This is a genomic window from Luteimonas yanweni, assembly GCF_039548475.1.
GTDB lineage: Bacteria > Pseudomonadota > Gammaproteobacteria > Xanthomonadales > Xanthomonadaceae > Luteimonas.
The window spans coordinates 413,260-439,003 of record NZ_JBCLVC010000014.1; the positions used below are offsets into that span (position 1 = coordinate 413,260).

Consider the following 25,744-nt stretch of genomic DNA (forward strand, 5'->3'; position numbering starts at 1 on the left):
GGAGTGCCGATGAGCCGCCGGCTGCCGATCATCCACGACATCACCGAGTCCGACGCGGGTCCCTATCGCCTGGAGCGGATGGACCTGGAGTTCTCCAACGGCGAGCGCCGTCGCTACGAGCGTCTGCACGGCCGCGGCCACGGCGCGGTGGTGGTGGTGCCGATGATCGACCACGACACCGTGCTGCTGGTGCGCGAGTACGCCGCCGGCGTCCACCGCTACGAGCTCGGCCTGGTGAAGGGCCGCATCGACGCCGGCGAAACGCCCGCCGAGGCGGCCGACCGCGAGCTGAAGGAAGAGGCCGGCTACGGCGCCCGCCACATCGACGTCCTGCGCAGCCTGACCCTGGCGCCGACGTACATGAGCCATGCCACGCACCTGGTGGTGGCGCGCGAGCTGTATCCCGAGCGGCTGCCCGGCGACGAGCCGGAGGAACTCGAGGTGGTTCCATGGAAGCTGGATCGCCTGCACGAGCTGATCCTGCGCGAGGATTTTTCCGAAGGCCGTTCGATCGCTGCCCTTTTCATCGCGCGTGACTGGCTGCAGCACCATGTCGCGAGCTGAAGGCATGCCCGATGCGATGCGAGAAGGCGTGATCGCGATCGCCCGCGAGGCGGGCGCGGCCATCATGGCCGTGTACGGCGGCGAGGTCGCGGTGCGCGCCAAGGCCGACGACAGCCCGGTGACCGCCGCCGACCTCGCAGCGCACCGCTGCATCGTGGATGGACTGGCGCAGCTGACGCCGGACATCCCCGTGCTGTCCGAGGAGTCGGCGCATATGGTGCCGCTGGAGTCGCGTCGCAGCTGGTCGCGCTTCTGGCTGGTCGATCCGCTCGATGGCACCCGCGAGTTCCTCAAGGGCAACGGCGAGTTCACCGTCAATATCGCGCTGGTCGATGACGGCGTGCCGGTCTTCGGCGTGATCCAGGCGCCGGTGACGGGTGCGGTCTGGCACGGCACGCCGGGGCAGGGCGCCTGCCGTCGCGATGGCGACGCCGAGCACGCCATCGCCACCCGCAGCCCGGCCACCGCGCCGCTGCGCGTGGCCGCCAGCCGCTCGCACCTCGACGCGCGCACCGCGGCCATGCTCGGGCGCATCGGCGAACACGAATCGATCGGCCTGGGCTCTTCGCTCAAGTTCTGCCTGCTCGCCGAGGGCGGGATGGACGCCTACCCGCGCCTGGGCCCGACCAGCGAGTGGGACACCGCCGCCGGACAGGCCATCCTCGAGGCCGCGGGCGGCTGCGTGCTGGACCTGCGCGGCCGCCCTTTCCGCTACAACCAGCGCGACACCGTGCTCAACGGCGACTTCGTGGCGCTGGGTGATCCTGCGTTGCCGTGGCGGGAGTGGGTTCAAGAGCCTTTTGCCACGGATGCACGCGGATGAACGCGGATTTACACGGATAGGGCAGGAGCTGATCGCATTTGTGAAGCAGCGATAGCTGCGATAAGCGCGCGGCCCCGAAAACGCCTTCAGCCACGGATCGGACGGATCACACGCGCAAATCCGTGGCAAGGAACGCTTTGAAAAGGAGTGCCGAAGTGTCAGACCAGGTCCACCGACTCCTCGCGATCATGGCCAGGCTGCGCGATCCCGATGGCGGCTGCCCATGGGACCTGGCGCAGGACTTTTCGACGATCGCGCCCTACACGATCGAAGAAGCCTACGAAGTCGCCGATGCGATCGACCGTGGCGACATGGACGACCTGCGCGAAGAGCTGGGCGACCTGCTGCTGCAGGTCGTGTTCCACGCGCAGATGGCCAGCGAAGCCGGCCACTTCGGCTTCGACGACGTCGCGCGGGTGATCTCCGACAAGATGGAGCGCCGCCACCCGCATGTGTTCGGCGGTGCCGTTGCGGCGGATGCCGGTGCCGAAGCCGTGCTTGCCAGCTGGGAAGATATCAAGCGCGAAGAACGCGCCGCCGCCGGTGAAGCCGACACCTCGGCGCTCGCGGGCATCACACGGGGCTTGCCGGAGTGGCAGCGCGCGGTGAAGCTGCAGGACCGCGCCGCGCGCACCGGGTTCGACTGGGCCAGCCCGGCGCCGGTGATGGCCAAGCTCGAGGAAGAGCTGGCCGAGGTCCGCGCCGAGTTCGACGCGGTTGCAGCCGCGCCGGCGGACGCCGCCGCGCGGGAGCGCCTCGAGGCGGAGCTCGGCGACCTGCTGTTCGTGGCCGCGAACCTCGCGCGCCATGCGAAGGTGGACGTCGGGACCGCGCTGCGCGGCGCAAACCGGAAATTCGAGCGCCGCTTCCGCGCCATGGAGGCCTTCGCCGCCGCCGAGGGCACGCGGCTGGCGGACCTGCCGCTGGACGCGCACGAGGCGTACTGGGATCGCGCCAAGGCCGCCGAGCGGCCCCCGCGCCGCTGAGGCATCATCAGGCGACCGGCAGGACAGGAGCCACGCCATGGCCCGCTTCGCCAGCTTCCGCGAGTTCTATCCCTTCTACCTGGCCGAGCACGGCAACCGCACGTCGCGGCGCCTGCACTTCGTCGGCAGTTGCGGTGCGCTTGGATTCGCCGCAGCCGCGATCATCGGCGCCGATCCCCGATGGCTGCTCGCGGCCCTGGCCTGCGGCTACGCCTTCGCATGGATCGGTCATTTCTTCTTCGAGAAAAACCGGCCCGCCACCTTCCGCCATCCGCTGTATTCCTTCGCCGGCGACTGGGTGATGTTCAGGGACATCCTGACCGGAAAGATTCCTTTCTGAGCGTGTGGCCGCCGGCGTCGTCTTCACATCGCCTCGACTGCTTTCCCGGCAGCCTTTCACAAAGCTGAAGACGTCCCTTTGGAGGATATGAACATGCGCGGATCGCAGGAGCCGGGTGGCCTGGTACTGATCGTCGAGGACAACCGCAATATTTCGGAAATGGTGGGCGAATACCTCGAAAGCCGCGGCTTCGAAGTGGACTACGCCGCCGATGGACTGGACGGCTATCGCCTGGCCAGCGAGAACAACTATGACGTGCTGGTGCTCGACCTGATGCTGCCGAGGCTGGACGGCATCGAAGTCTGCAAGCGCCTGCGCGAAGAGGCGCGCAAGTCGACGCCGGTGCTGATGCTGACCGCGCGCGACACGCTGGACGAGAAGCTGGCCGGCCTGGGTGCAGGCGCCGACGACTACCTGGTCAAGCCCTTTGCCGTGGAAGAGCTCGAGGCGCGACTGCGCGCGCTGATCCGCCGCGAGCGCCGCCAGGTGGGCTCCGAGGTCCTGAAGGTCGCCGACCTGGTGCTCGACCCGGCCAGCCTGCGTGCCACCCGCTCAGGCACCGAGCTGCAGCTGTCGCCGATCGGCCTGAAGCTGCTGACCATCCTGATGCGCGAGTCGCCGCGGGTGGTCAACCGCCAGGAGATCGAGCGCGAGATCTGGGGCAACAGCCTGCCCGACTCCGACACCCTGCGCAGCCACCTGTACAACCTGCGCAAGACCATCGACAAGCCGTTCGACAAGCCGCTGCTGCACACGGTGCAGAGTGCCGGCTATCGCATCGCGGACATCGAACAGCCGCCGGCCTGACGGCAGCGGAGAACGTCGATGCCACAGGGGTTGCCGCGCAAGCTGCGCCGCGTGTTCGTGCTCCAGGCGCTGCTGGCGATCATCGCGGTGGTGGCGTCGCTGTACGTCTCCAGCGTGTTCGCACGCGGCGTGCTGGCGACGCATTGGGTACAGGCGGAGGCGGCGCGGTTCTGGGGCGAGGTCGCCGAGGACCCGGCATACGCGCCGCCGTGGTCCTCTTCGGTCAACGGTTATTTCGTTCCGGCCGGCACCGACCCGGTGGACGCCGGCGTGCCGGCCGAGTACATCGCGGCGGGGCCGGGCCTGCACCGGCTCAAGACGCCTGGAAGCTCGCAGCGGCTCCTGGTCGAGGACGGCCCCGGTGGGCGCCTGTACCTCCAGATCGCGTTCCGGCTGGTCGACAACGTCGGCCGCTGGTCGATACTGATCGCGGCGCTCCTGACCTCGCTCGCGATCGCGACGGTCAGCTGGCTCAGCTACAGGATCGCGCGGCGGATGGTGCTGCCGGTGACCGCGATGGCCGCCGAGGTCGCGAACTGGGACCCGCTCCGCATCGAGCTGGAGGCCATCGATCCGGCGCAGCTGCCGGGCGAGGTGGGGAGCGAGGTGCGCATGCTGGAAGGCGCGCTCCGCGGCCTGGCCGAGCGGACCCAGGCCTTCGTCCGCCGCGAGCGTGACTTCACCCGCGAGGCCAGTCACGAGTTGCGCACGCCGCTGACCGTGGTCCGCGTGGCCGTGGACATGCTGCGTCGCGATCCAGAGCTGCCGCAGCGGATGCACCGTTCGCTGGACCGCGTGCAGGTGGCCGCGCGCGACATGGAAGCGGTGCTGGACGCGCTGCTGATCCTCGCCCGCGAGGACGTGGCCTCGAACACCGAAGTGTTCGAGGCGCTTGAGGTCGCCTCCGAAGCGGTCGCGGCCGGGCGGGCGCTGCTCGGCGAGCCGGACGGAGACGCGGCGGTCGGCGTTTCGCTGGTCGGGAACAGCGCACCCAGGCTGCGCGGCTCGCGCCGTGCGATGGCGGTGATCCTCGAGCAGCTGGTGCGCAACGCCTGCACGTTCACGCCCACAGGCAGCATCGAGGTGTGCGTCGAGCACGACCGCATCGAGGTCCGCGACACGGGAGTCGGCATGGCGCGTGATGTGCTCGAGCGCGTCTTCGAACCGTTCTACCGCGCCGACCAGTACGTCGGCGGCCGTGGCCTGGGCCTCGCCATCGTGCGCCGCCTCGCGGGCCGCTATGGCTGGTCGGTTCACATTGAGAGCGCGCCGGGACAGGGAACCAACGTGATTCTCCGCTTTCCGGTGGCAGCGGACGATTGACCGGGTCAACGGTGGCGGTGCTGGTGCGTTAGCCTTCACGACCCCAGCCGGATCACCCAGCGAATGAGCCACCGCCCCAAGCCTGCCAGGCGCCCCCGCAAGACCCTCGCCGTCATGGTCGTCGTCGCCCTCGCGCTCGGCGCTGGGGCCTGGTACCTGAGCCAGCGCGGCGCGTCCGCCGATGACGGGGCGTGGCGCACCGTCGAGGTCGAAGAGGGCGACATCCGCGTGGCGATCTCGGCCACCGGCACGCTCAGTGCGATCTCGACGGTCGTTGTGGGCAGCCAGATCTCGGGCCAGGTGACCGAAGTGCTGGTGGATTTCAACGACAAGGTCGAGCAAGGCCAGGTGCTCGCCCGCATCGACCCCAGCAGCTACCAGGCGCAGATCGAGCAGGGCTCGGCGCAGATTGCCAGCGCCCGCGCCAGCCTCGCCCAGGCGCAGGCGACCCTGCGCAACGCCGAGCTCGACCATCGGCGCAAGGCGGAGCTGGGCGAGCGCCAGCTGGTGGCGCGCAGCGACATCGACCTGTCGCGCGCCGCGCTCGACCAGGCCCGCGCCCAGGTGGCCTCGGCGCAGGCGCAGATCACCCAGCAGACCGCGTCCACCCAGACCACGCGCATCAACCTGCAGCGCACGGTGATCCGCTCGCCGGTGGACGGCGTGGTGCTGACCCGGACCATCGAGGCCGGCCAGACGGTGGCGGCCAGCCTGCAGGCGCCGGAGCTGTTCACCATCGCCGAGGATCTTTCGAAGATGAAGATCGAGCTGGCGGTGGACGAAGCCGACATCGGCCAGGTGCAGGCCGGGCAGGGCGTGAGCTTCACTGCCGATGCCTTTGCCGACCGCCAGTTCCGCGGCGTGGTGGAACAGGTGCGGCTGAGCGCGACCAACACCAGCAACGTGGTGACGTATCCGGTGGTGGTGACTGTGGACAACAGCGACGGCACCCTGCTGCCGGGGCTCACGGTGAATGCGGAAATCGAGGTCAGCCGCCGCGACGGCGTGCTGAAGGTGTCCAATGCCGCGCTGCGCTACAAGCCCACGGGTGCCGAAGGCGCCGCACCGGCGATGCCGCAGGGCGGCCCCCGCGGCGGCGTCACCGACGACCTTCGTCGCGAAGCGACGGCGCTGGGGCTTTCGGCTGGACAGCAGGCGGCATTCGACGCCGCGGTCACTGCGATCCAGGCACGGCAGGCCGCGCGGCAGGCCGCGCCGGACGCGCGCGGCGGTGGAGGCGGCGGCTTTGGTCCACCGCGCGGCGGCGGTGCGCCTTCGGGCGCGATGGCTTCGCAGATCCGCCAGCGCATGCTGCAGCGCTTCCGCGAGGACTTCGCGGGATTCCGCGAAAGCCTCGACGCTGCGCAGGCGCAACGTTGGGACGCGGCCGTCGCCAACCTGGTCGGCGCCACGCGGGCCACGGTCTACAGGTTGACCAACGGCAGCCCGGAGCCGGTGATGGTCCGCGTCGGCGCGACCGATGGCACCGCCACCGAAATCTCCGGCGCGCTGCAGGCCGGCGACCAGCTCATCACCGGCGAGCGCGCCGCGCGATGAGCACAGCCGTGCCGATCATCGAGACCCGCGCCCTGGGCAAGGTCTACTCCGCCGGCACCGAGGCCGAAGTCGTGGCACTCAAGGGCGTCGACCTGCGCATCGAGCACGGTGCGTTCGTGGCGATCATGGGTCCGTCCGGTTCCGGCAAGTCGACGCTGATGAACCTGATCGGAGGCCTGGATACCCCGGGTTCCGGCAGCTACTTCTGCGATGGCGTGGATGTCTCCACGCTCGACGCCGAGGAGCTCGCGGTGCTGCGGCGCGAGAAGATCGGCTTCGTCTTCCAGGGCTTCCACCTGCTGCCGCGGATGACCGCGCTCGAGAACGTGGCGATGCCGCTGAGCTACGCCCGCGTGCCGCCGGCCGAGCGGCTGCGCATGGCCGAGGAGGTGCTGGACGCAGTGGGACTGGGCGGGCGGACGGGGCATCGTCCCAACGAACTGTCCGGCGGCCAGCAGCAGCGCGTGGCGATCGCGCGCGCGCTGGTCAACAAGCCGCCACTGCTGCTGGCCGACGAACCGACCGGTGCATTGGACTCGAAGACCGGCGAAGAGATCCTAGCGCTGTTCAAGCGCCTGCGCGACGAGGGCCACACCGTGGTCCTGATCACCCATGACGCCGAGGTCGCCGCGCACGCCGATCGCACCTACGTGATGCGCGACGGCGAGCTGCATCCCGAGCAGCCGGAGGCCGCGGCATGAAGTTCAGCGACGTCATCCGCACCGCGATCCATGCGCTGCGAGGCAACTGGATGCGCAGCGTGCTCACGTCCCTGGGCGTGATCATCGGCATCGCCGCGGTGATCGTGATGGTCTCGGTGGGCCAGGGCACGCAGTCGGAGATCGACAAGATGGTCTCCGGCCTGGGGTCGCAGCGCCTGGACATCTCGCCCGGCTCGCGGCGCGGACCCGGTGGCGTGCGCCAGAGCGCATCGAGCTATTACACGCTCACCGAAGGCGACGTCGATGCGATCCGCAACGACATCCCCGAGGTGCAGTACGTGTCCGGCTCGCTCAGCGGCAGCACCCAGGTGGTGTATGCCGAGAACAACTGGTCCAGCCGCTGGCAGGGCGTGCAGCCCGACTACTTCGACATCAATGCCTGGACCCTGGTCGAGGGCGAGGCCTTCGACGCGCAGGACTACGGCGGGGCGGCCAAGGAAGTGATCGTGGGCGAGACCGTGCGCCGCGAGCTGTTCGGCGACGAGCCTGCGATCGGGCAGACGGTGCGCCTGGGACGGGTGCCGTTCGTGGTCGTGGGCGTGCTCGCGCCCAAGGGGCAGGGCGGCTGGGGCCAGGACCAGGACGACGTGATGATGGTGCCGATGCAGACCGCGCGGCGCCGCTTGCTGGGCTCGATGGGCCTGCCGCCGGGCGCGGTGATGCAGGTCGCGCTGACGGTGAACGATGCCGACGACCTCGGTTACGTGCAGGGCGAGGTGGAATCGCTGCTGCGCCAGCGCCACCGCATCGGCCCGGGCGCCGACGACGACTTCACCGTGCGCAACATCTCCGAGATCGTGGCCACCCGCACCGCGACCACGCGCCTGATGTCGCTGCTGCTGGGCGCCGTGGCGACGATCTCGCTGATCGTGGGCGGCATCGGGATCATGAACATCATGCTGGTTTCGGTGACCGAGCGCATCCGCGAAATCGGGCTGCGCATGGCGGTGGGCGCGGGGCCGTCGGACGTGCGCAGGCAGTTCCTGGCCGAGGCCATGTTGCTGTCGCTGGTGGGCGGCGCCCTCGGCATCATGATCGGCATAGCCGGCGCGCTGCTGGTGGGGCGCTTCGGCGACCTGCCGGTGGTCCTGAATGGCCAGGTGGTGGCGCTGGCGGCCGGCTTCTCGGTGGCGACCGGGCTGTTCTTCGGCTATTACCCGGCGCGCAAGGCGTCCCAGCTCGACCCGATCGAGGCCCTGCGCCAGTAGGCCTCGGGTCAACCCCATAGGGGCGCGCCACGGGTTGGCGGGCGCCGGGGCGCGGCGGAGACTGCGTCCATTGCCACGCACCGCGCGCAGCCCAACGGAGACGCCATGACCGCCATCCACAACATCGCCTTTGGCGACACGCTGTCCCAGATCGCGCAGCGCTTCGGCACCAGCGTGGATGCGTTGATGGAGGCGAACTCGCAGATCAGGGATGCCGACCTCATCTATGCCGGCAACACCCTGAACATCGGCGGTGGAGCGCGTGGCGGCGGCGCTGACGGGTCGGGCGGCGTCTCCGGGACTGAAGGCGTCTCCGGCGGTACGACGAAGGTGGGCGGCAACAACGCCGCAGCGATCGCGGAGCAGTTCATCGGCCGCAACGCAGGCGAGCTCAAGTTCAGCGACGAGCTGCCGATGCAGTCCTGGGTCCCCAACAACGTCAACTGCGCCAACTTCGTGTCCGCTTGCCTGCAGAAGGCCGGGCTGATCGACGCGGGGCAGGCCAGCGCGTCAGTGGACAACCTGGCCAGCAACCTCAAGGCCGACGGCTGGCGGACCACCTCGCTGGCCAATGCGCAGCCTGGCGACGTCGTGCTGATGCAGCGCAACGGCCAGTCGCACGTGGTGCTGTTCGCCGGAATGGAAAACGGGCAGCCGAAGTTCATCGGCTCCAACAACGTCAACTCCGATGGCTCCCAGCGGATCAGCTGGGGCGGCGCGTCCGGCAACTACGAAATCATCACTCCGCCGCGTTGATGCAAGCCGTGCAGGAAAAAGAAGGCCGGGCAATGCCCGGCCTTTTCCGTTGAGCGGGACGTGGCGGGCAGCCTTGCGTCAGAAGCCGAACAGTGCCCGCGGTGCGGCGTGCCGCTGCGGCCAGTCGAGCCAGGCCACGTCGCCGGGCCCGATCGCATGGTCCAGCAGGATCCACGGGCCGCCCCCTGACGCCGCGGTGCCGGCTCCGGCAACAGTCGGGCCGCCGGCATCGGTGCCGCCGTCCGCGACGCCTTCATTCCGGAGCAGGGCGACGTAGATATCGGACATCGCACCCTGTTCCGCCGCCTCGGCGAAGCGCGTACCCGCGAGGTCGGGACGACCGCCGCCAGGCGCGCGCATGCTGCCGAGGACGAAGACCCAGCCACCGATACGGTCGATGCGCTCGACCTCCAGCCGCACGCGTCCATCCAGCGTGTCGCGCAGCGGGCCCGTGGCGGCGTCGAGGATGGCTTCGTAGCCGGGATCGCCCGGCTGCATGGCCTGGGGCGCGGCCTGCGCGAATGAAGGATTCATCATGGCTCCCATGGCCAACGCGGCGATCGATCCGAGGATAACAGCGGCTCGGTGCATGCATGGACCCCGGGCTTCGAATGCGTGATGGCTGCATCGTGCCAGCCGCCACCTGCGTTTGGAGTGAATCCGGGTCCCGGGCGCCGGGTTGTGGCAAAATTGCCCGCTTCTGGTCGGACTCGGCAGCGAATTCGCATGCAGTTCCCATTCCGGCGGCGCCTTCGGGGCAGCCGCTCCCTGGCCTCCGCTGGCGCGAGCGCCGCGACAGTGGCGCCGCCTGGCCGCGGTGGTCCGCGCTGAGCGGATGCATCGCGATGGCTGACGAGACCGGACACCTGCCCCGCAGCCCGGCGCGAATGCTCAAGGCGACCGTCTGGTCGCTGCAGGGCCTGCGCGCGGCCTGGCGGCACGAGTCGTCGTTCAGGCTCGAGGTCTATCTGTTCGCGGTGCTGGCACCGCTGGGCTGGTGGCTGGGTGGCAGCGGCATCGAGCGCGTGCTGCTGGTGGGATGCCTGGTGCTGGTGCTGGCGACCGAACTGTTGAATTCCGCCATCGAGGCCGTCATCGGCCGCTACGGCGACGAACACCACGAGCTGGCGGGCCGTGCCAAGGACATGGGTTCGGCGGCGGTGTTCCTCATGATGCTCAACGTGCTCCTGGTCTGGGGCACGCTGCTGTGGCCCCGGCTGCCATGACGCCCGTGCAACGCACGACAAGACTTCCCAAGGATTAGCAGGCAATGCAAGCACTCATCGAATTCCTCTCCGACCCGCAGGTCTGGATCCTGCTGCTCACGCTGTCCACGATCGAGATCGTGCTCGGCATCGACAACCTTGTGTTCATCTCGATCGCGGTCAGCCGCCTGCCGGTCGAGCGTCGCGAATTCGCGCGCAAGTTCGGCATCGCGGTGGCCTGCATCACCCGCCTGGGCCTGCTGCTGACGCTGGCATGGCTTGCGGGCCTGACCGCCGACCTGTTCACCTTGTTCGGCAAGGGCATCTCGGTGCGCGACCTGGTGCTGGTGCTTGGCGGCCTGTTCCTGGTGGTCAAGGGCGCGTTGGAGATCCGTTCGCTGGTCGTGGGCGAACACGAAGAGCTGGACTCCGCCGGCAAGGCGGCGACCTCGTTCGGCATGGTGATCGGGCAGATCGCGGTGATCGACATCGTGTTCTCGCTCGACTCGGTGATCGCGGCGGTCGGCATGGCCGGCGACTACGTGCCGGTGATGGTGGCGGCGATCCTGATCGCGGTCGGCGTGATGCTGCTGGCGGCGCAGCCGATGGGCAAGTTCATCGACAACAACCCGACGGTGAAGATGCTTGCGCTGGCCTTCATCGTGCTGATCGGCGTGTATCTGGTCGGCGAAGGCTTCGGCCTGCACATCCCGCGCGGCTACATCTACGGGTCGATGGCGTTCTCGGCCTTCGTCGAGGGGCTGAACCTCTGGGCCAAGCGGCGCGCGCTGGCCGGCGTCGCGCGCGAGTAGCCCGGCATGAGCCTCCTGCACCTGGTCGACCCGGTCGCGCTGCAGTCGCCGGCCTTCCAGCTGTTCGGCAGGAGTTTCGAGCCCGGGGTGCACTGGTACGGGCTGATGTACGCGCTGGCCTTCCTCAGCGCGTGGCTGCTGGGGCGGTCCCGGATCCGTGCCGGGCGCCTGCCGGGCGTCGATGACGCGGGCTTCGGCGACCTGATGTTCTACGGCATGCTGGGCGTGGTGCTGGGCGGGCGCATCGGCTACGTGCTGTTCTATTCCTTCGGCGATTTCGTCGCCAACCCGCTGATGCTGCTGCGGGTGTGGGAAGGCGGGATGAGCTTCCATGGCGGCCTGCTCGGGGTGCTGCTGGCAAGCTGGCTGTGGTCGCGCGCGCGCCGACTGCATTTCTTCGACACCATGGATTTCGTGGCGCCGCTGGTGCCGCTGGGCCTGGGCTTCGGCCGCATCGGCAACTGGATCGGCGGCGAGCTCTGGGGCAAGCACACCGACCTGGCCTGGGGCACGGTGTTCCGCAACGCGCTGCCGCCGGACCTTGCCTTCCTCGACGATGCCGCGCTGCGCGCGCTGCACCAGGCGGGCCAGCTGGAGCCGTACGCGCGCCACCCGTCTCAGCTCTACCAGGCGTTCCTCGAGGGCGTGGTGATGTTCGCGGCACTGTGGTGGTTCTCGCGCCGGCCGCGACCACGCTATGCGGTGTCGGGCCTGTTCGCGCTGCTCTACGGCAGCTTCCGCTTCCTGGTGGAGTTCGTGCGCGAGCCCGACGCCCACATCGGCTACCTGGCCTTCGGCTGGCTGACGATGGGGCAGGTGCTGAGCACGCCGCTGGTACTGATCGGCCTGTACTGGCTGTGGCTGTCCCGCCGCAGCCCGACGCTTCGGCCCGCACCACCCGGCACGCCCGCCGCCCCCATGTAGGCGCGGCCGCAATCCCCGCAATCCCCGCCACCTCGAACCCCGGATGACGCGACGATGCACCAGTACCTCGACCTCCTCCGCCACGTGCTGGAAAACGGCACGGAGAAGTCCGACCGCACCGGCACCGGCACCCGCAGCGTGTTCGGCTGGCAGATGCGTTTCGACCTGTCCGAAGGCTTCCCGCTGGTCACCACCAAGAAACTGCACCTGCGCTCGATCATCCACGAGCTGCTGTGGTTCCTGAGGGGCGAGACCAGCGTCGCCTACCTGCGTGCCAACAAGGTCACGATCTGGGACGAGTGGGCGGATTCCGACGGCGAGCTTGGCCCGGTCTATGGCAAGCAGTGGCGGCGCTGGGCCGACGGCCGCGGCGGCGAGATCGACCAGATCCGCTGGGTGATCGAGGAGATCCGCCGCAACCCCGACTCCCGCCGCCTGGTGGTCAGCGCCTGGAACGTGGCCGACCTGCCGGCGATGAAATTGCAGCCCTGCCACGCGCTGTTCCAGTTCTACGTGGTCGACGGCAAGCTCAGCTGCCAGCTCTATCAGCGCAGTGGCGACATCTTCCTCGGCGTGCCCTTCAACATCGCAAGCTATGCGCTGCTGACCCACATGGTGGCGCAGGCGACCGGGCTTGGCGTCGGCGATTTCGTGCACACGCTGGGCGACGCGCACCTGTATTCGAACCATTACGACCAGGCTCGCGAGCAGCTGGCGCGCACGCCGCGCGCGCTGCCGAAGCTTGCGCTCAACCCGGCCATCCGCGACATCTTCGACTTCAGCTACGAGGACATCGCCATCGAGGGCTACGATCCGCTGCCGCCGATCAAGGCGCCGGTGGCGGTCTGAGCGCGGCGTGGCCGGTGCGGACGTGATGGCGCCACGGGACGGTGACGCACCGTCGATCGTCCTCGTGGCCGCAGTCGATCGCCGGCTCGCCATCGGCCGCGACAACGCGATGCCCTGGCACCTGCCGGACGACTTCCGCCATTTCAAGGCGCTGACCCTGGGCAAGCCGATCCTGATGGGGCGCAAGACGGCGGAGTCGCTGGGTCGCGCGCTGCCGGGGCGCCGCAACCTGGTGCTGACGCGCAGCGGCCGCGCACCATTTCCCGGGATGGAGGCAGTGGCCTCGCTGGCGCAGGCCCGCGCATGCGCCGCCAGCGACGGCGCCGCCACCCTGTGCGTCATTGGCGGGGGCGAGGTCTATGCACTCGCGCTGCCGCAGGCGTCGGTGCTGCAGCTGACCCTCGTCGATACCGGAATCGAAGGCGCCGACGCCTTCTTTCCGGCATTCGACGCGGACGACTGGCACGTGGTCTCGCGCGAGCCGCACCAGGCCGATGCGCGCCACGCCTTCTCCTTCGAGTTCGTCGAGTACCGGCGTCGCTGAAGCGACGTGGATCGCGGACGGCATGGTCCGCGTGGCTACGCGTGCTGCGTCAGGGCCGCGGCGACGGCCTGCCCGGGACCTGCACCACCTGCAGCTCGTCCGAATCCAGGCGCAGCGCGGTCAGCTTTCCACCCCATACCGCGCCGGTGTCGATCGCGTGCACGCCGTGGCCGATGAACAGCCCCAGCGACGACCAATGGCCACAGGCGATCTTGAGTCCGCGCTCCACGCGCCCGGGCACCGCGTACCAGGGATAGAGCCCCGGCGGCTGCGTGCCCGGCGCACCCTTCTCCTCGAACGCGATGCGCCCGCGCGGGCTGCAGTAGCGCATGCGGGTGAAGATGTTGATGATCGCGCGCTGGCGGTCGGTGCCGCGCAGGCCCGACGACCAGGCGGGCCGGTCGCCATACATGTTGCGCAGCAGCCCCAGGCGGTTGCGGCCCTGCAGCACCTGCTCGACTTCGGCCGACATCGCCAGCGCGTCGTCGGCGGTCCACTTGGGCGCCAGGCCGGCGTGGACCATCATCCAGCCGAGTTCGCGGTCGGCGTGTACCAGCGGCTGCGTGCGCAGCCAGTCGAGCAGATCGTCGCGATCGGGTGCGAACAGCACGCGCTGCAGGTCGGGATTGACCTTGCGCTGGTCGGCCTCGCGGCGCTCGGCGATCGCCAGCAGAGAAAGGTCGTGGTTGCCGAGCACGGTGACCGCGCTTTCGCGCAGCGAGTGCACAAGGCGCAGCGTCTCCAGCGACTCGCCGCCGCGGTTGACGAGGTCGCCGCAGAACCACAGCCGGTCGCGCGCGGGCTCGAAGCGGATGCGTTCGAGCAGCCGCTCCGTGGGCCCCAGGCATCCCTGGAGGTCGCCGATCGCCCAGACGGCCATGTCAGTGCAGCGTGCGCGGAACGGCGAGGGTGAACGGCGGGATCGGTGCGTCGAAGCGGGTGCCGTCGTCGCCAACCATGCCGTAGCTGCCTTCCATGCTGCCCACCGCGGTCTCGAGCACGGCGCCGGAGGTATAGGTGAACTGGTCGCCGGGCTCGATCAGCGGCTGCTCGCCCACCACGCCATCGCCGCGGACTTCTTCGACGTGGCCGTTGCCGTCGGTGATCACCCAGTGGCGATCAAGCAGTTGCGCGGCGCGCCGGCCGAGGTTGCGGATGCGAATCGTGTAGGCGAAGACGTAGCGATCGTCTTCGGGCGCGGATTCCTCGGCAAGGAAGCGCGTCGCGATCTGGATCTCCAGGGTGTAGTCGGGGGTGTCGTCCATCAGGCGAGTGTAAGCGCTCGGCGTGAATACTTGGACTACGCGGCGGGCGCGGCGTTGGCGAGCCGCGCGAAATCGGCGACTTCCAGCTGCTCGGCGCGCAGCGATGGATCGATGCCGGCAGCGACGATCCGCTCGCTGTCGCACAGCGTCTGCAGCGAGTTGCGCAGGGTCTTGCGGCGCTGCCCGAAGGCCGCGCGGACGATCGCCGCGAAGCGCGCGGGATCGTCGATGCCGATGGTCGAGGGATCGCGCGGCACCAGGCGGACCACGGCCGAATCGACCTTCGGCGGCGGCCTGAATGCGCCCGGTCCGACGGTGAACAGCGCGGTGACGTGACACCAGGCCTGCAGCATCACGCTCAGGCGCCCGTACACCTTGCTGCCGGGTCCGGCGGCCATGCGGTCGACCACTTCCTTCTGCAGCATGAAGTGCATGTCGCGCACGGCCGCGGCGTGGTCGAGCGCATGGAACAGGATCGGCGAGGACAGGTTGTAGGGCAGGTTGCCTACCAGGCGCAGGGGCGTGCCGTCGGCCAGCGTGGTGAAATCGACATCAAGCACGTTGGCGTGGATGAGTTCCAGCGCGCCGTGCGCGCGCGCGCGCACCGTGAGCGGTGCCAGCAGGTCGCGGTCGAACTCGATGGCGGTCAGGCTGCCGTGGCGGTCCAGCAGCGGGAAGGTCATCGCGCCCTGGCCCGGGCCGATCTCGACGATGCGATCGCCGGGGCGCGGGTCGACCGCGAGTACGATGCGGTCGACCACCCCGCGCTCGTGCAGGAAGTGCTGGCCCAGCGCCTTCTTGGCGGGTTGCCGGAAGCGGCCGTCGTGGCCATCGTGCGGGCCTGTCATGCAGTGCTCCTGGCGGCGTGCACCTGCGCAAGGCGGGTGCAGGTTTCGATGGCGGCGAACAGGCTGGACGGGTCGGCGCGGCCGCTGCCGGACAGGTCCAGCGCGGTCCCGTGGTCGACCGCCACGCGCGGCCACGGCAGGCCGAGGGTGATGTTGACCGCTTGCTCGAAGCCGCTGTGCTTCAGTACCGGCAGGCCCTGGTCGTGGTACATGGCCAGGACGGCGTCGAAGCCCTCGAGCCTGGCGGGCAGGAAGGCGGTGTCCGCCGGCAGCGGGCCTTCCAGTCGCATGCCCGTCGCGCGCAGGCGCGCCAAAAGGGGGATGATGGTGTCGAGTTCTTCGCGGCCGAGATGGCCGTCCTCGCCGGCGTGCGGATTCAATCCCAACACCGCGATCACAGGCTCGGCAATGCCGAAGTCGTCGCGCAGCGTCGCGTGCAGGATGCGCAGACAGCCCTCCAGCCGGTCCGCAGTCAGCGCGTCGGGCACCTCGCGCAGCGGCATGTGCACCGTGGCCAGGGCCACGCGCATGGACGGATTGGCCAGCATCATCACCACGTCGCGGTCGGCATGGGCGGCCAAGAGACCGGTGGTGCCGGTGTAGGCGATGCCGCCGTCGTTGATCGATGCCTTGTGCACCGGCCCGGTGACCATGCCCTGGCAACGGCCTGCCAGGCAGGCGTCGGCCGCCGCCAGCATCGCGCCGATGGTCGATGCGGCGTTGGCGGGCTCCGGCGTGCCGGGCGCAGCCGCGACCGCGAGGGGGCGATGGTGCAGGGTGAATTCGCCGCCGGGTGCCTGCAGGCGGTCAGGGCCGAGGCGCGACAGGGGCAGGCCGATGCGCTGCGCGGCGGCGACCAGCACGTCGCCGTCGCCGAATACGTCCAGCCCGGCGTCCCAGTGCTGCTGCAGCGCGCGCGCGCACAGTTCCGGCCCGACGCCGGCCGGTTCACCCGGGACCAGCGCGAGCCGAAGGCGCTGCATCTCAGCTGTCGCCGATGGCCCCGGACGCGGGACGGATGTCGATATAGGCTTCGCCGCGCATTTCGCGCAGGAACCGGTTCCATTCGTCTTCCAGCTTGCGCTGGCCGATGGTCTCGCGGGCCTGGTTGCGGCGGTTCTCGTCATCAGCGCTGGCCTGGCGCGTGCCGGTGCGCTGGATGATGTGCCAGCCGGCCTGGCTGCGGAACGGGGCGGAGACTTCGCCTTCCTGCAGCGCTGCGACCTGGTCGCCGAACTGCGGGCCGAAGTCGTCGTGCGCGAACCAGCCCAGATCGCCGCCCCCGTCGCGGGTGACGGTGTCTTCCGACGATGCACGGGCGACCGCCTCGAACGCGGCGCCCCCGGCCAGTTCGGCGCGGATGGCGTCGATGCGGGTCTTGGCCGCGGCGTCGTCGCCGCGCACCAGGATATGGCTGGCCTGGTACTGGGTGACGGACTGGCCGGTGGCGGCGGCGCCGTCGCGGACGTCGACGAGCTGCAGTAGCTGGAAGCCGCTTGGGCCACGCGCGGGGCCGAAGACCTGGCCCGGCGTGAGGTTGCCCACCACCGCGTTGAAGGCCGACGGGATCTCGTCGACGCTGCGCCAGCCGAGGTCGCCGCCTTCCAGTGCGTTGGGGCTGTCGGAATAGCGCACCGCCGCGGCCGCGAAGTCCATCTCCCCGCGCGCGAGCAGCTGCTGGACGCCCTGGATCTTCTCTTCGGCCGTCGCGATCTGTTGTGGCGTGGCGCCGTTGGGCAGTGCGACCAGGATGTTGGCGAGCCGGTACTGGGTGCCCGTGGCCTGGGCGGCCAGGGCGGCGTCGACTTCGGCGTCGGTGACCATGATCGTGCTCTGCGCGAAGCGCTGGCGCAGGCGCTGGATGGCGAGTTCGTCGCGCAGCGAACTGCGGAAGTCGCTGTACGCGATGCCGTCCCCGGCCAGCTGCTGGCGGAGCTGGTCGGGCGTCATGTTGTTCTGGCGGGCGATCCCCGCGGCGGCGGCGTCGAGCTCTTCGTCGGCCACGCGCACGCCGGTGGACTGGGCGCGCGCGGTCTGCAGCTCGACCAGGATCAGCCGCTCCAGCACCTGGCGGCGCAGCACGGCCTCGGGCGGAAGCTGGCCGGAGCGGTCGCCGTACTGCGACTTGATGTTGCGTACCGCGCGCTCGAGTTCGCTCTGCAGGATCACGTCTTCATCGACGATGGCGGCGATGCCGTCGATCGGCTGCACCTCCTGGGCGAAGGCGGGCGAAACAAGGGCCGCCAGGGCGAAGGCGAGGGGAAGGAAGGGATTCTTCATGGGGAAACGTCGTCCGAGGGCGTGGCGCCGTCGTCGTTGCGGACATTGGGCGGAGGCACCAGGTACAGGTCCTCGCGGTGGTAGCCGAGAATAGCACGGCGCAGGCGGCTGGTCGTTTCGGGGCCGGCCGAGCCCAGGCCCTTGAACTCGATCTCGAGCTGGATGGCGTCGTTCATCTCGCCCTGGAAATTGCGCACGTAGCGGCGCGCCACCAGGCGCGCGGCCATGCAGCAGCTGTCCCACTGCACGCCGGCGATGCCCTCGAGCATCTGCTTGTCCAGGAGCGAGTAGTAATAGCGCCCCACCAGGCTCCAGGAGGGGTTGAGCGGGTACAGGAACGAGAAGTCGACCTGTTCCAGCAGGTCTTCCTGGTCGTTGGCGTTGCGCCGGTAGCGGTAGGCCAGGTTGACCACGCCGTCGTCGCCGATCAGGTAGCGGGCGCGGACGCTGGCCAGGTCTTCCTGGCTTGTGGCCGGGTTCCAGTGGAAGGTGCCGCCGAGGCTCCAGCGGTCGTTGACCTCGTAGTTGGCGTCGGCGATCCAGGCCGAGCGGCCTTCCGGAATCACCGGCGAGCCCGGGGCCAGGCGCACGCGCGAGTCCTCGAAATAGTGGATCTGGCCGATGCTTGCCGACAGCTTCTCGCGGCCGCTTTCGGCGTTGACCAGGCGCGTGGTCAGGGCGAGCGTGATCTGGTTGGCGTCGGTCTGGCGGTCGGCGCCGGTGAAACGGTTGTCGCGGAACAGCTGGCCCCAGCTGTAGGACATGGCCTGGGTGTCGAACAGCGGCAGCGCGGACTGGTCGCGGTAGGGCGTGTTCAGGTAGAACAGCCGCGGCTCCAATGTCTGCAGGTGGGATTCGCCGCGGAACAGCATGGTGCGGTCGAAGTACACGCCGGCATCGACCGTGGTGATCGGCATGCTGCGCGAGGGCGTGGTGTCGGGGGCGTCGCCGGTGCCGAGGGCGATCCGCTGCGCCAACGCGTCCTCAAGCTCGTAGCCGGTATACCGCCACGCCAGCGTCGGGGTGATGAACCAGGCCGCGCCCTCCAGCGGCATCGAGACCCAGGGCTTGATGTCCAGCCGGCTGCCGCCCGGCTTCTGGCGGCTGTCGGCATGCGCGAAGCGGGTGATGTCGGCCGAGGCGCCGCCCACGAACCAGCGCCCGAAATCCTGTTCCCAGTTGGCGTAGGCGCGCGGCAGGCGGTGGTAGGGCAGGATGACCTCGGGCTGGGTGTAGTCGCCCAGTTGCCAGTAATCGGCCATCAGGCCGGCGTCCCAGTTGCGCGCGCGGCCGTACACGCCCAGGTCGCTCTTGATCGAGAAGTTGGTGCGGCCGTTGAGGTTGCTGCTGGAGTCCTCGATGTAGCGCGGGTCGCTGGCCCAGGACAGGTTGGTGCGGGCCTGCCAGTGGCGGTTGAGGTTCTGCTGGCCACTGAAGCGGAACAGCCCGCGGTCTTCCTTGCGCCGGTTCTCCTCGGGGATTCCCTGGGCGATCTCGTCCTGGAGGCCGTCGCGCGCGAGCTTGTCGGACGGCAGTACCTCGATGTCGAACACGCCGCGCCCGCCATTGCTGCGGTAGCGGAACTCGGTGCCCAGCAGGAAGCCGCGGTTGGTCATCAGCCGCGGCTCGAGCGTCATGTCGTAGTGCGGCGCCAGGTTGAGGTAGATCGGCTGGCGCCAGTCGAAGCCGTTGCGGCTGGAATACGAGATTCCCGGGTACAGCAGGCCCGTCTTGCGCCGGTTGTCGGTGGGAAAGGCGAACACCGGCACGTACAGCACGGGGACCTTGCCCAGGCGCAGGGTGGCGTTGCGCGCGATGCCCTGGCCCTTGTCGTTGTCGATGTCGATGCGCTCGGCGCGAAGCTCCCACCAGCGGTCGTCGGGCGGACAGGTGGAATAGGTCGAACCGTACAGCGCGCCCTGCGAGCCCTTCATCTCGATGCGTTCGGCGCCGCCGTTGCCGCGGCGCTCGGTGAGCTGGTAGGCGACGTCGTCGACGCGGTGGGTATCGGCTTCCTGGTCGCCCTCGAGCCGTTCGGCCATCAGGCGCATGCCCGAGTCCTGGTAGCGGACGCGGCCCGTGGCGACGTAGGTCGAGCTTTCGCTGCGGTATTCGATGTTGTCGGCGCCCAGGAACTGGTCGCCGCGGCGCAGGGTCACGTTGCCGGAGTACTCGAGGTTCTCGCCGTCGACGCCGGCCAGGGTGTCGCCCGCGATGTCGGTCGGCAGGGTGGACCGGTCGCCGGGGCCGCCGGTGGCGGGCTGCGCGTCGGGGAACTCGGGCACCGACGAGACGATCGGGCACAGGCTCCAGTCCGGCTCGATGTCATCGTCGGCCATGGCGGCCGGATGGGCCGCCGTCAGCGCAAGGGCGATGCACAGCGACAGCGGGAGCAGGCGGGGGGCTGGGCGCACGCAGGATTCCGGCGGAAACGAAGGGCGGCGGCTAGCTTGCCGCATCCCCCCGGTAGCGGCAATGCGCGGCCCGTGAACGGTGGGCGCTCAGGCCTGTGTCCCGGCGGCCAGTGCGCGGAGGTGGGCGATGCTGCATTCGGCAAGGGCTGCGAGGTGGTAGCCGCCCTCGAGCACCGAAACGATCCGCCGGCCGGCATGGCGGGCGGCGATGTGACCGAGCTCGCCGGTCAGCCAGGCGAAGTCGTCGGCCTCGAGTTCAAGGTGGGACACGGGGTCGGCGCGATGGCCGTCGAAGCCGGCCGAGATCATCACCAGCTGCGGTTCGAAGCCGTCGATCGCCGGCAGCAGGCGGTCGCGCCAGGCCTCGCGGAAGCGGTGGCTGCCACTTCCCGGCTGCAAGGCGGCGTTGTGGGTGTTCCCCGCGCCGCGGTCGCGTGGATGGCCGGTCCCGGGAAACAGGGGCATCTCGTGCGCACTGGCGTACAGCACCCGCGCCTCGTCGGCGAAGATCGCCTGGGTGCCGTTGCCGTGGTGGACGTCGAAATCCACGATCGCGACCCGGGCCAGGCCATGGCGGTCGAGCGCATGGGCCGCGCCGACGGCGACGTTGTTGAACAGGCAGAAGCCCATCGCGTGCGCGGGCATGGCGTGGTGGCCGGGGGGGCGCACCGCGCAGAAGGCCACGTCCGATTCACCGCCCATCACCAGGTCCACGGCCGCGACCACGGCGCCGGCGGCGCGCAGCGCCGCCTCGGCGGAGCCGGGCGAGAGCACGGTGTCGGGGTCGAGCTGCTCCAGCCCCTCCGGCTTCGACTCGAGCACCGCGTGCAGCAGCAGCGGCTCGTGCACGCGCAGCAGCTGCCCGCGGGTCGCCCGCGGCGCCTCCAGCCATTCGATGCCGGGCACGTGGTCGCGAAGCGCGGTCACCACCGCGCCCACGCGGGCCGGAACTTCGACGTGCGCGGGACCGGTGTCATGCGCGAAACACGCTGCGTGGGTGAAGACCGGCAGCCGCGTCGCGTCCATGCCTCAGGTCCGGCGGCGCTCGTGCTGCCAGATGACCTCGCCGTGGCCGCCTTCGCGTGCCAGCACGCGGCACAGCACGAACAGCAGGTCGGAGAGGCGGTTGAGGTAGCGCACCGCCTGTGGCCGCACCTCTTCCTCGCGGGCCAGCGCCACCGCGCAGCGCTCGGCGCGGCGGACCACGGTGCGCGCGACGTGGCAGCGCGCCGAGGCTTCGCCGCCACCGGGGAGGATGAACTCCTTGAGCGCGGGCAGGTCGGCGTTGTAATGGTCCAGGTGCTGCTCGAGCCGGGTGATGTCGTCGTCGTCGATCGCCGCGTGGCCCGGGATGCAGAGCTCGCCGCCAAGGTCGAACAGCTGGTGCTGGACAGCGGTCAGCAAGGTCCGCACGGACTCGGGGACGTCGGCCGCAAGCACCACGCCGATCGTCGAATTGGCCTCGTCCACGGTGCCGTAGGCCTCGACCCGCAGCGAATCCTTGCCGGTGCGGCTGCCGTCGCCGAGGCCGGTGCTGCCGTCGTCGCCGGTGCGCGTATAGATTTTCGAGAGCCGGTTGCCCATGCCTCAGCGCTGGCCGTGGCGCCGCGCCGCGCCGGCATTGCGGGCAACGGCCTCGGACACCACCTGGGCGAGCGCGGCGGCGGCCACGAACATCGCGGTGGCCGCGAGGTAGGGCGCGAACCAGTGGCCGAAGTTGGCGGCCCAGCCCGCCACGGTCGGCTCGGCGACCGCCGGCGAGAGCCAGTAGAACCCGCCCTGGGCGAACAGGTGGCAGGTCGCGGTGGACAACACCACGACCGGGGCGAGGCGCGCCAACGCGGCCAGGCTGGCGCCAGTGTAGTGCTGGCGCAGCCAGTGGCCGCCGGCCCACATCGCCGCGTGCGCGGGCACCAGCATCCAGTAGCCGGGCGAGACGCAGTAGTGGGCGAAGAAGTCCAGGCCCTGGCCGCGGATCACCAGGAAGTCGATCAGCACCGCCAGCGCCATCAGCGCCGGGAACGCCCAGCGTGCCCAGGCGCGCAGGTAGAAGCCGCCGACCAGGAATGCCGCCCAGCTCGCGTCGGGCACCGGGGTGAAGTGGGTGAAGACGTGGCTTCGCGTCGCCGCCATCAAAAGCACGAGCAGCGACAGGACGATGGCGCGTTGCAGGGTGGTGTTCATGGCGCTCTCGGCTCCGACGGCTGATGGCTGGATTCGCGCCATTCTAGCGAACTGCGGGCCGCGGCGGCCGTATCATGCCGCCATGACGACGACGCATGACGTGGTGATCATCGGCGGCGGGCTGGTCGGCGCCAGCCTGGCCATCGCGCTGGAAGGCAGCGGGCTCGAGGTGGCGATGGTCGAGGCCACGCCCGCAGCAGCGATGCCGGCGGTGTTCGACGAGCGCAACCTGAGCTTCGCCGAGGCCACGGTGAACGCGCTCACGTCGCTGGGCGTGATGCAGCTGCTGCGGGCACCCACCGGAGCGATCACCCGCATCCACGCCAGCCGCCGCGGCGACTTTGGCCGGGTGGTGCTGGACGCCGCGGACCATGGCCGCAGCGCATTCGGCCAGGTGGTGGTGGCGCGCGACTTCGGCGATGCGCTGGAGGCCCGGCTTGCCAGCCTGTCCGGACTGGTGCGTCATCGTGCGACGCGCTTCACCGGTTTTGCAGCCGGGGAAGACGGGCATCGCGTCCTTGAACTGGCGGGCGAAGGCCCGCCGCGCATGCGCGCACGCCTGGTGGTGGCCGCCGACGGAATGCACAGCGGCGTGCGCGAAGCGCTGGGCATCAGCGCGACCCGCCACGATTACGGCCAGGTGTTGATGGTGGCCAGGCTGCGTGCCACGCGCGCCCCTGATGGCACGGCATATGAGCGCCTGGGCGACGACGGCCCGACCGCGCTGCTGCCGCGCGGCGACCGCGCCTGGGGCCTGGTGCACGGGGTGGCCAGCGCCGATGCCGAGGCGGTGCAGGCGCTGGACGAGGCCGGCTTCCTGGCGCGGATCCAGGACGCCTTCGGCTGGCGCATCGGCCGCCTGCTTTCGGTGGGTCCGCGCAGCGCCTATCCGGCGGTGGCGGTGCGCGCCCGGGCGCTCGTGACCGCGCGCGCCGTGCTGGTCGGGAACGCCGCGCAGAGCATGCATCCGGTGGGTGCGCAGGGCTTCAACCTTGGCCTGCGCGATGCGATGACATTGGCCGCGCTGCTGCGCGACTGCGCCGGCGCGGGCGGCGATCCTGGCGACGGGGAGCTGCTGGCCGCCCATGCCGCGCGCCGAGAAGAGGATCGCGCGCGCACCCTGGAATTCTCCGATGGCCTGGCGCGCTTCACCGCCAACCCGACGCCCGGCGCATCGCTGCTGCGCAGCGCCGGGTTGCTGGCGCTGGCTGCATTGCCCGGACTGCGGGCCGGCCTGGCCGGTGGCGCCATGGGGTACCGCGGCGACGTACCCGCCGCCTGCCGTCCGGAGGCGCTGCGATGAGCCGCGCGATGCTTGACGTGGCCGTCGTTGGTGGCGGCGTGGTCGGGGCCTCGGCGGCGCTGGCGCTGGCACGGCTCGGCCTGTCGGTGGTGCTGGTGGAGGGGCGTGCGCCGCCGGCCTGGTCGGAGACGAAACCCGACCTGCGCGTGTTCGCCTTCGCGCACGACAATGCCGCCCTGCTCGACGACATCGGCGCCTGGGCCGGGGTCGAGGGCCGCGACGGCGCGCCTACGCGCCTGCAGCCCTATCGCCGGATGCGGGTCTGGGACGCGGCGGGTGGCGGCGAACTGGCATTCGACGCCGACCGCCTGGGGCGTCGCGAACTCGGTTGGATCGTCGAGAACGTATTGCTGGTCGACCGTCTGTGGGCCTGTCTTCCCGGTGCCGGCGTCGAGATCCGCTGCCCGGCACGGGTGGAAGAGCTCGAGCAGGATGACCGCGGCGTGCGCCTGCGCCTGGACGATGGCCGCAGGGTGGCGGCGCGCATCGCACTGGCCGCTGACGGCGCCGGCTCCACCCTGCGCCGGCTGGCCGGGGTGGAGGTCGACGGCCATGGCTACGGGCAATCGGGCGTGGTCGGATTCGTGCGCACGGAGCAGGAACACGAGGCGACCGCCTGGCAGCGCTTCCTGCCTGGCGGCCCGCTGGCCTTCCTGCCGTTCGCAGACGGCAGCTGTTCGATCGTGTGGTCGCTGCCGACCGCCGAGGCTGAGGCCGCGCTGGCAATGGACGATTCCACGTTCGGCGAGGCGGTCGCACGCGCATTCGATCGTCGCCTCGGCCAGGTCGTGCCCTGCTCGGCCCGTGCGGCGTTCCCCCTGCGCTTGCAGCTCGCTCGCAGCCACGCCGCGGGGCGCGTGCTGCTGGTGGGGGATGCGGCACACGTGATGCATCCGCTGGCGGGGCAGGGCGTCAACGTCGGGCTGCGTGACGTGGCCGCGCTGCGTGACTCGGTGTCCGCGGCGCTGTCTCGGCGCCAGCCCTGGGATACGCCACAGCGGATCGAACGCTGGGCGCGGGCGCGACGCAGTGAATCGACCCTCGCAGCGCGCACATTCGACGGTATCAACCGGGTCTACACCAGCGACTCGCCCGCCGCGGTGATGCTGCGCGGACACGCGCTGGGGCTGGCCGGGCGGCTGCCGGGCGTTGCGGGCGCGCTCTGGCGACGCGCGGCCGGCGCCTGAGGCCGGCCGCGCGGATCGCGTTTTCCTCAGCGCATCCAGCCCTTGAGTTCGCCGGCATCCAGCACGCCGTCAGTGTTGTTGTCCACGGCGGCGAACTCTGCGCTGAGCGTGGCGTTGGCGCGCGCTTCGGCGCGGCTCAGGCGGCCGTCGCCATTGCGGTCCAGGGCCGCCATGTCGATCCGGTAGTCGCCAACCACCGAATCCGGGGGGCTGGACGTGAACGTGACCAGTGGTTCGCTGGGATAGGTGGCGTCGACGCGCGCAGGTGGCGGCGGGGCGGGCTGGGCGCTGGCCGCCGCGCGCGCGGTCTCGGCCGCGATGGTGGCCTCGAGCGCGGCCTGGCGTGCCGTGCCGGTGGCGGCACTGGCGTCGCGCGCGGCGGCGTGCGATTGCGCAACGATCTCCGCGGGACGGGCGGCCCCTCCGTCGGCGGCTGACGTCGCCGCGCCGGCATGGTCTGCCGCGCGGCGCGCCTCCACCGCGGCCAGCTCGGCGCGTCGCGATGCCTGGTCGGCCTCCCAGGCGCTGTATTCGGCCTGTGCCTGGCCGCGCGGCGTCACGGCACCGGCGCGCCGTTCGGTAGCGGCGGCCTGTGCTGCGGCGCGCGCGGCCTCCGCGTCCCTGCTGGCGGCGCGTGCGTCGTCGTAGGCGGCTCGCGAATTGACTTCGGTCCGCGCCTGGACGCCGACACTTTCGGAGGATTGCGCCAGCAGCGGGCCGGCGGCGACCAGGCTGCTGGCGAGCAGGGCAATGGCGAGGGGATGCTTGGGCTTGGACGGGTTCATGGCGCGGCCTCCGTTGGGAACGGCCGCCACGCTAGACCTGTCGGCATGAATCCCGGGT

Annotated in this window: 27 protein-coding genes and 1 pseudogene; 17 read left to right on the forward strand and 11 right to left on the reverse strand. The window is 70.3% G+C overall.

Annotated elements, in window-relative coordinates:
* Positions 1-9 precede the first annotated feature (9 nt).
* The 10 genes from nudE (at position 10) to WCE39_RS12060 (ending at position 9,086) form a co-directional block, all read left to right on the forward strand.
* Positions 10-564, forward strand: a complete 555-nt coding sequence (gene nudE / locus WCE39_RS12015; RefSeq protein WP_343276905.1) for an ADP compounds hydrolase NudE — start codon at positions 10-12, stop codon at positions 562-564.
* Positions 551-1,387, forward strand: coding sequence for a 3'(2'),5'-bisphosphate nucleotidase CysQ (cysQ, locus tag WCE39_RS12020; protein WP_343276906.1), 837 nt, complete (start codon positions 551-553; stop codon positions 1,385-1,387). The genes nudE and cysQ overlap by 14 nt, the downstream gene beginning before the upstream one ends.
* A gap of 155 nt (positions 1,388-1,542) precedes the next feature.
* Positions 1,543-2,373 carry a nucleoside triphosphate pyrophosphohydrolase gene (mazG, locus tag WCE39_RS12025; RefSeq protein WP_343276907.1) on the forward strand — a complete coding sequence of 277 codons (831 nt, stop codon included), beginning with the start codon at positions 1,543-1,545 and terminating at the stop codon, positions 2,371-2,373.
* 37 nt (positions 2,374-2,410) lie between these two features.
* Positions 2,411-2,713, forward strand: a complete 303-nt coding sequence (locus WCE39_RS12030) for a DUF962 domain-containing protein (protein WP_343276908.1) — start codon at positions 2,411-2,413, stop codon at positions 2,711-2,713.
* Positions 2,714-2,806: 93 nt separating this feature from the next.
* Positions 2,807-3,520 (forward strand): response regulator transcription factor, encoded by a 714-nt coding sequence (locus tag WCE39_RS12035; protein ID WP_343276909.1) that lies wholly within the window; start codon positions 2,807-2,809, stop codon positions 3,518-3,520.
* 18 nt (positions 3,521-3,538) lie between these two features.
* Positions 3,539-4,843 carry a sensor histidine kinase gene (locus tag WCE39_RS12040; protein ID WP_343276910.1) on the forward strand — a complete coding sequence of 435 codons (1,305 nt, stop codon included), beginning with the start codon at positions 3,539-3,541 and terminating at the stop codon, positions 4,841-4,843.
* 63 nt (positions 4,844-4,906) lie between these two features.
* Positions 4,907-6,400, forward strand: a complete 1,494-nt coding sequence (locus WCE39_RS12045) for an efflux RND transporter periplasmic adaptor subunit (protein ID WP_343276911.1) — start codon at positions 4,907-4,909, stop codon at positions 6,398-6,400.
* Positions 6,397-7,101, forward strand: a complete 705-nt coding sequence (locus WCE39_RS12050) for an ABC transporter ATP-binding protein (RefSeq protein WP_343276912.1) — start codon at positions 6,397-6,399, stop codon at positions 7,099-7,101. The genes WCE39_RS12045 and WCE39_RS12050 overlap by 4 nt, the downstream gene beginning before the upstream one ends.
* Positions 7,098-8,330, forward strand: coding sequence for an ABC transporter permease (locus tag WCE39_RS12055; protein WP_343276913.1), 1,233 nt, complete (start codon positions 7,098-7,100; stop codon positions 8,328-8,330). The genes WCE39_RS12050 and WCE39_RS12055 overlap by 4 nt, the downstream gene beginning before the upstream one ends.
* Before the next feature lie 105 nt (positions 8,331-8,435).
* Positions 8,436-9,086: a LysM peptidoglycan-binding domain-containing protein gene (locus WCE39_RS12060; protein WP_343276914.1), complete on the forward strand. Its 651-nt coding sequence runs from the start codon at positions 8,436-8,438 to the stop codon at positions 9,084-9,086.
* 78 nt (positions 9,087-9,164) lie between these two features.
* On the opposite strand, the gene WCE39_RS12065 is transcribed toward WCE39_RS12060, so the two are convergent.
* A complete protein-coding gene (locus WCE39_RS12065; RefSeq protein WP_343276915.1) occupies positions 9,165-9,620 on the reverse strand; it encodes a hypothetical protein in 456 nt (151 codons plus the stop codon).
* A gap of 311 nt (positions 9,621-9,931) precedes the next feature.
* On the opposite strand from WCE39_RS12065, the gene WCE39_RS12070 reads away from it, so the two are divergent.
* The 5 genes from WCE39_RS12070 to WCE39_RS12090 are packed head-to-tail and all read left to right on the forward strand — an operon-like array spanning position 9,932 to position 13,420.
* Positions 9,932-10,312 (forward strand): diacylglycerol kinase, encoded by a 381-nt coding sequence (locus tag WCE39_RS12070; protein WP_343276916.1) that lies wholly within the window; start codon positions 9,932-9,934, stop codon positions 10,310-10,312.
* 44 nt (positions 10,313-10,356) lie between these two features.
* Complete coding sequence (locus WCE39_RS12075) at positions 10,357-11,103, forward strand: TerC family protein (RefSeq protein ID WP_343276917.1); 747 nt, start codon at positions 10,357-10,359, stop codon at positions 11,101-11,103.
* Between the two features lie 6 nt (positions 11,104-11,109).
* Positions 11,110-12,027, forward strand: coding sequence for a prolipoprotein diacylglyceryl transferase (gene lgt / locus WCE39_RS12080; RefSeq protein WP_343276918.1), 918 nt, complete (start codon positions 11,110-11,112; stop codon positions 12,025-12,027).
* A 54-nt stretch (positions 12,028-12,081) separates the two neighbouring features.
* Complete coding sequence (locus WCE39_RS12085) at positions 12,082-12,876, forward strand: thymidylate synthase (protein WP_343276919.1); 795 nt, start codon at positions 12,082-12,084, stop codon at positions 12,874-12,876.
* 25 nt (positions 12,877-12,901) lie between these two features.
* The gene (locus WCE39_RS12090; RefSeq protein WP_343276920.1) at positions 12,902-13,420 is read left to right on the forward strand and encodes a dihydrofolate reductase; all 519 of its coding nucleotides are present in this window, start codon (positions 12,902-12,904) and stop codon (positions 13,418-13,420) included.
* A 52-nt stretch (positions 13,421-13,472) separates the two neighbouring features.
* Here the strand turns inward: WCE39_RS12090 and WCE39_RS12095 are convergent.
* The 9 genes and pseudogenes from WCE39_RS12095 to WCE39_RS12135 all read right to left on the reverse strand — a co-directional run.
* A pseudogene (locus tag WCE39_RS12095) lies at positions 13,473-14,300 on the reverse strand (symmetrical bis(5'-nucleosyl)-tetraphosphatase); the annotation flags it as partial.
* A gap of 1 nt (position 14,301) precedes the next feature.
* Positions 14,302-14,685: a Co2+/Mg2+ efflux protein ApaG gene (gene apaG / locus WCE39_RS12100; RefSeq protein ID WP_343255487.1), complete on the reverse strand. Its 384-nt coding sequence runs from the start codon at positions 14,683-14,685 to the stop codon at positions 14,302-14,304.
* 35 nt (positions 14,686-14,720) lie between these two features.
* On the reverse strand, positions 14,721-15,533 hold the full coding sequence (gene rsmA / locus WCE39_RS12105; RefSeq protein ID WP_343276922.1) for a 16S rRNA (adenine(1518)-N(6)/adenine(1519)-N(6))-dimethyltransferase RsmA: 813 nt from the start codon (positions 15,531-15,533) through the stop codon (positions 14,721-14,723).
* Positions 15,530-16,516 (reverse strand): 4-hydroxythreonine-4-phosphate dehydrogenase PdxA, encoded by a 987-nt coding sequence (gene pdxA, locus WCE39_RS12110; RefSeq protein WP_343276923.1) that lies wholly within the window; start codon positions 16,514-16,516, stop codon positions 15,530-15,532. The genes rsmA and pdxA overlap by 4 nt, the downstream gene beginning before the upstream one ends.
* A 1-nt stretch (position 16,517) precedes the next feature.
* On the reverse strand, positions 16,518-17,813 hold the full coding sequence (locus WCE39_RS12115) for a peptidylprolyl isomerase (RefSeq protein ID WP_343276924.1): 1,296 nt from the start codon (positions 17,811-17,813) through the stop codon (positions 16,518-16,520).
* Positions 17,810-20,227 carry an LPS-assembly protein LptD gene (lptD, locus tag WCE39_RS12120; RefSeq protein WP_343276925.1) on the reverse strand — a complete coding sequence of 806 codons (2,418 nt, stop codon included), beginning with the start codon at positions 20,225-20,227 and terminating at the stop codon, positions 17,810-17,812. Before lptD ends, WCE39_RS12115 begins: the two co-directional genes overlap by 4 nt.
* A gap of 87 nt (positions 20,228-20,314) precedes the next feature.
* A complete protein-coding gene (locus WCE39_RS12125) occupies positions 20,315-21,238 on the reverse strand; it encodes a histone deacetylase family protein (RefSeq protein ID WP_343276991.1) in 924 nt (307 codons plus the stop codon).
* Between the two features lie 18 nt (positions 21,239-21,256).
* Entirely contained in the window at positions 21,257-21,811 is a 555-nt protein-coding gene (locus WCE39_RS12130; protein WP_343276926.1) for a cob(I)yrinic acid a,c-diamide adenosyltransferase, read from the reverse strand.
* Between the two features lie 3 nt (positions 21,812-21,814).
* A complete protein-coding gene (locus tag WCE39_RS12135) occupies positions 21,815-22,411 on the reverse strand; it encodes a hypothetical protein (protein ID WP_343276927.1) in 597 nt (198 codons plus the stop codon).
* Between the two features lie 82 nt (positions 22,412-22,493).
* Between WCE39_RS12135 and ubiH the strand changes: the two genes are divergently transcribed.
* Both ubiH and WCE39_RS12145 read left to right on the forward strand, forming a co-directional pair.
* A complete protein-coding gene (gene ubiH, locus WCE39_RS12140; protein ID WP_343276928.1) occupies positions 22,494-23,714 on the forward strand; it encodes a 2-octaprenyl-6-methoxyphenyl hydroxylase in 1,221 nt (406 codons plus the stop codon).
* Entirely contained in the window at positions 23,711-24,901 is a 1,191-nt protein-coding gene (locus WCE39_RS12145; RefSeq protein WP_343276929.1) for an FAD-dependent oxidoreductase, read from the forward strand. The genes ubiH and WCE39_RS12145 overlap by 4 nt, the downstream gene beginning before the upstream one ends.
* A gap of 26 nt (positions 24,902-24,927) precedes the next feature.
* Here WCE39_RS12145 and WCE39_RS12150 read toward each other — a convergent pair whose 3' ends face one another.
* On the reverse strand, positions 24,928-25,686 hold the full coding sequence (locus tag WCE39_RS12150) for an EF-hand domain-containing protein (RefSeq protein ID WP_343276930.1): 759 nt from the start codon (positions 25,684-25,686) through the stop codon (positions 24,928-24,930).
* Positions 25,687-25,744: the final 58 nt, after the last annotated feature.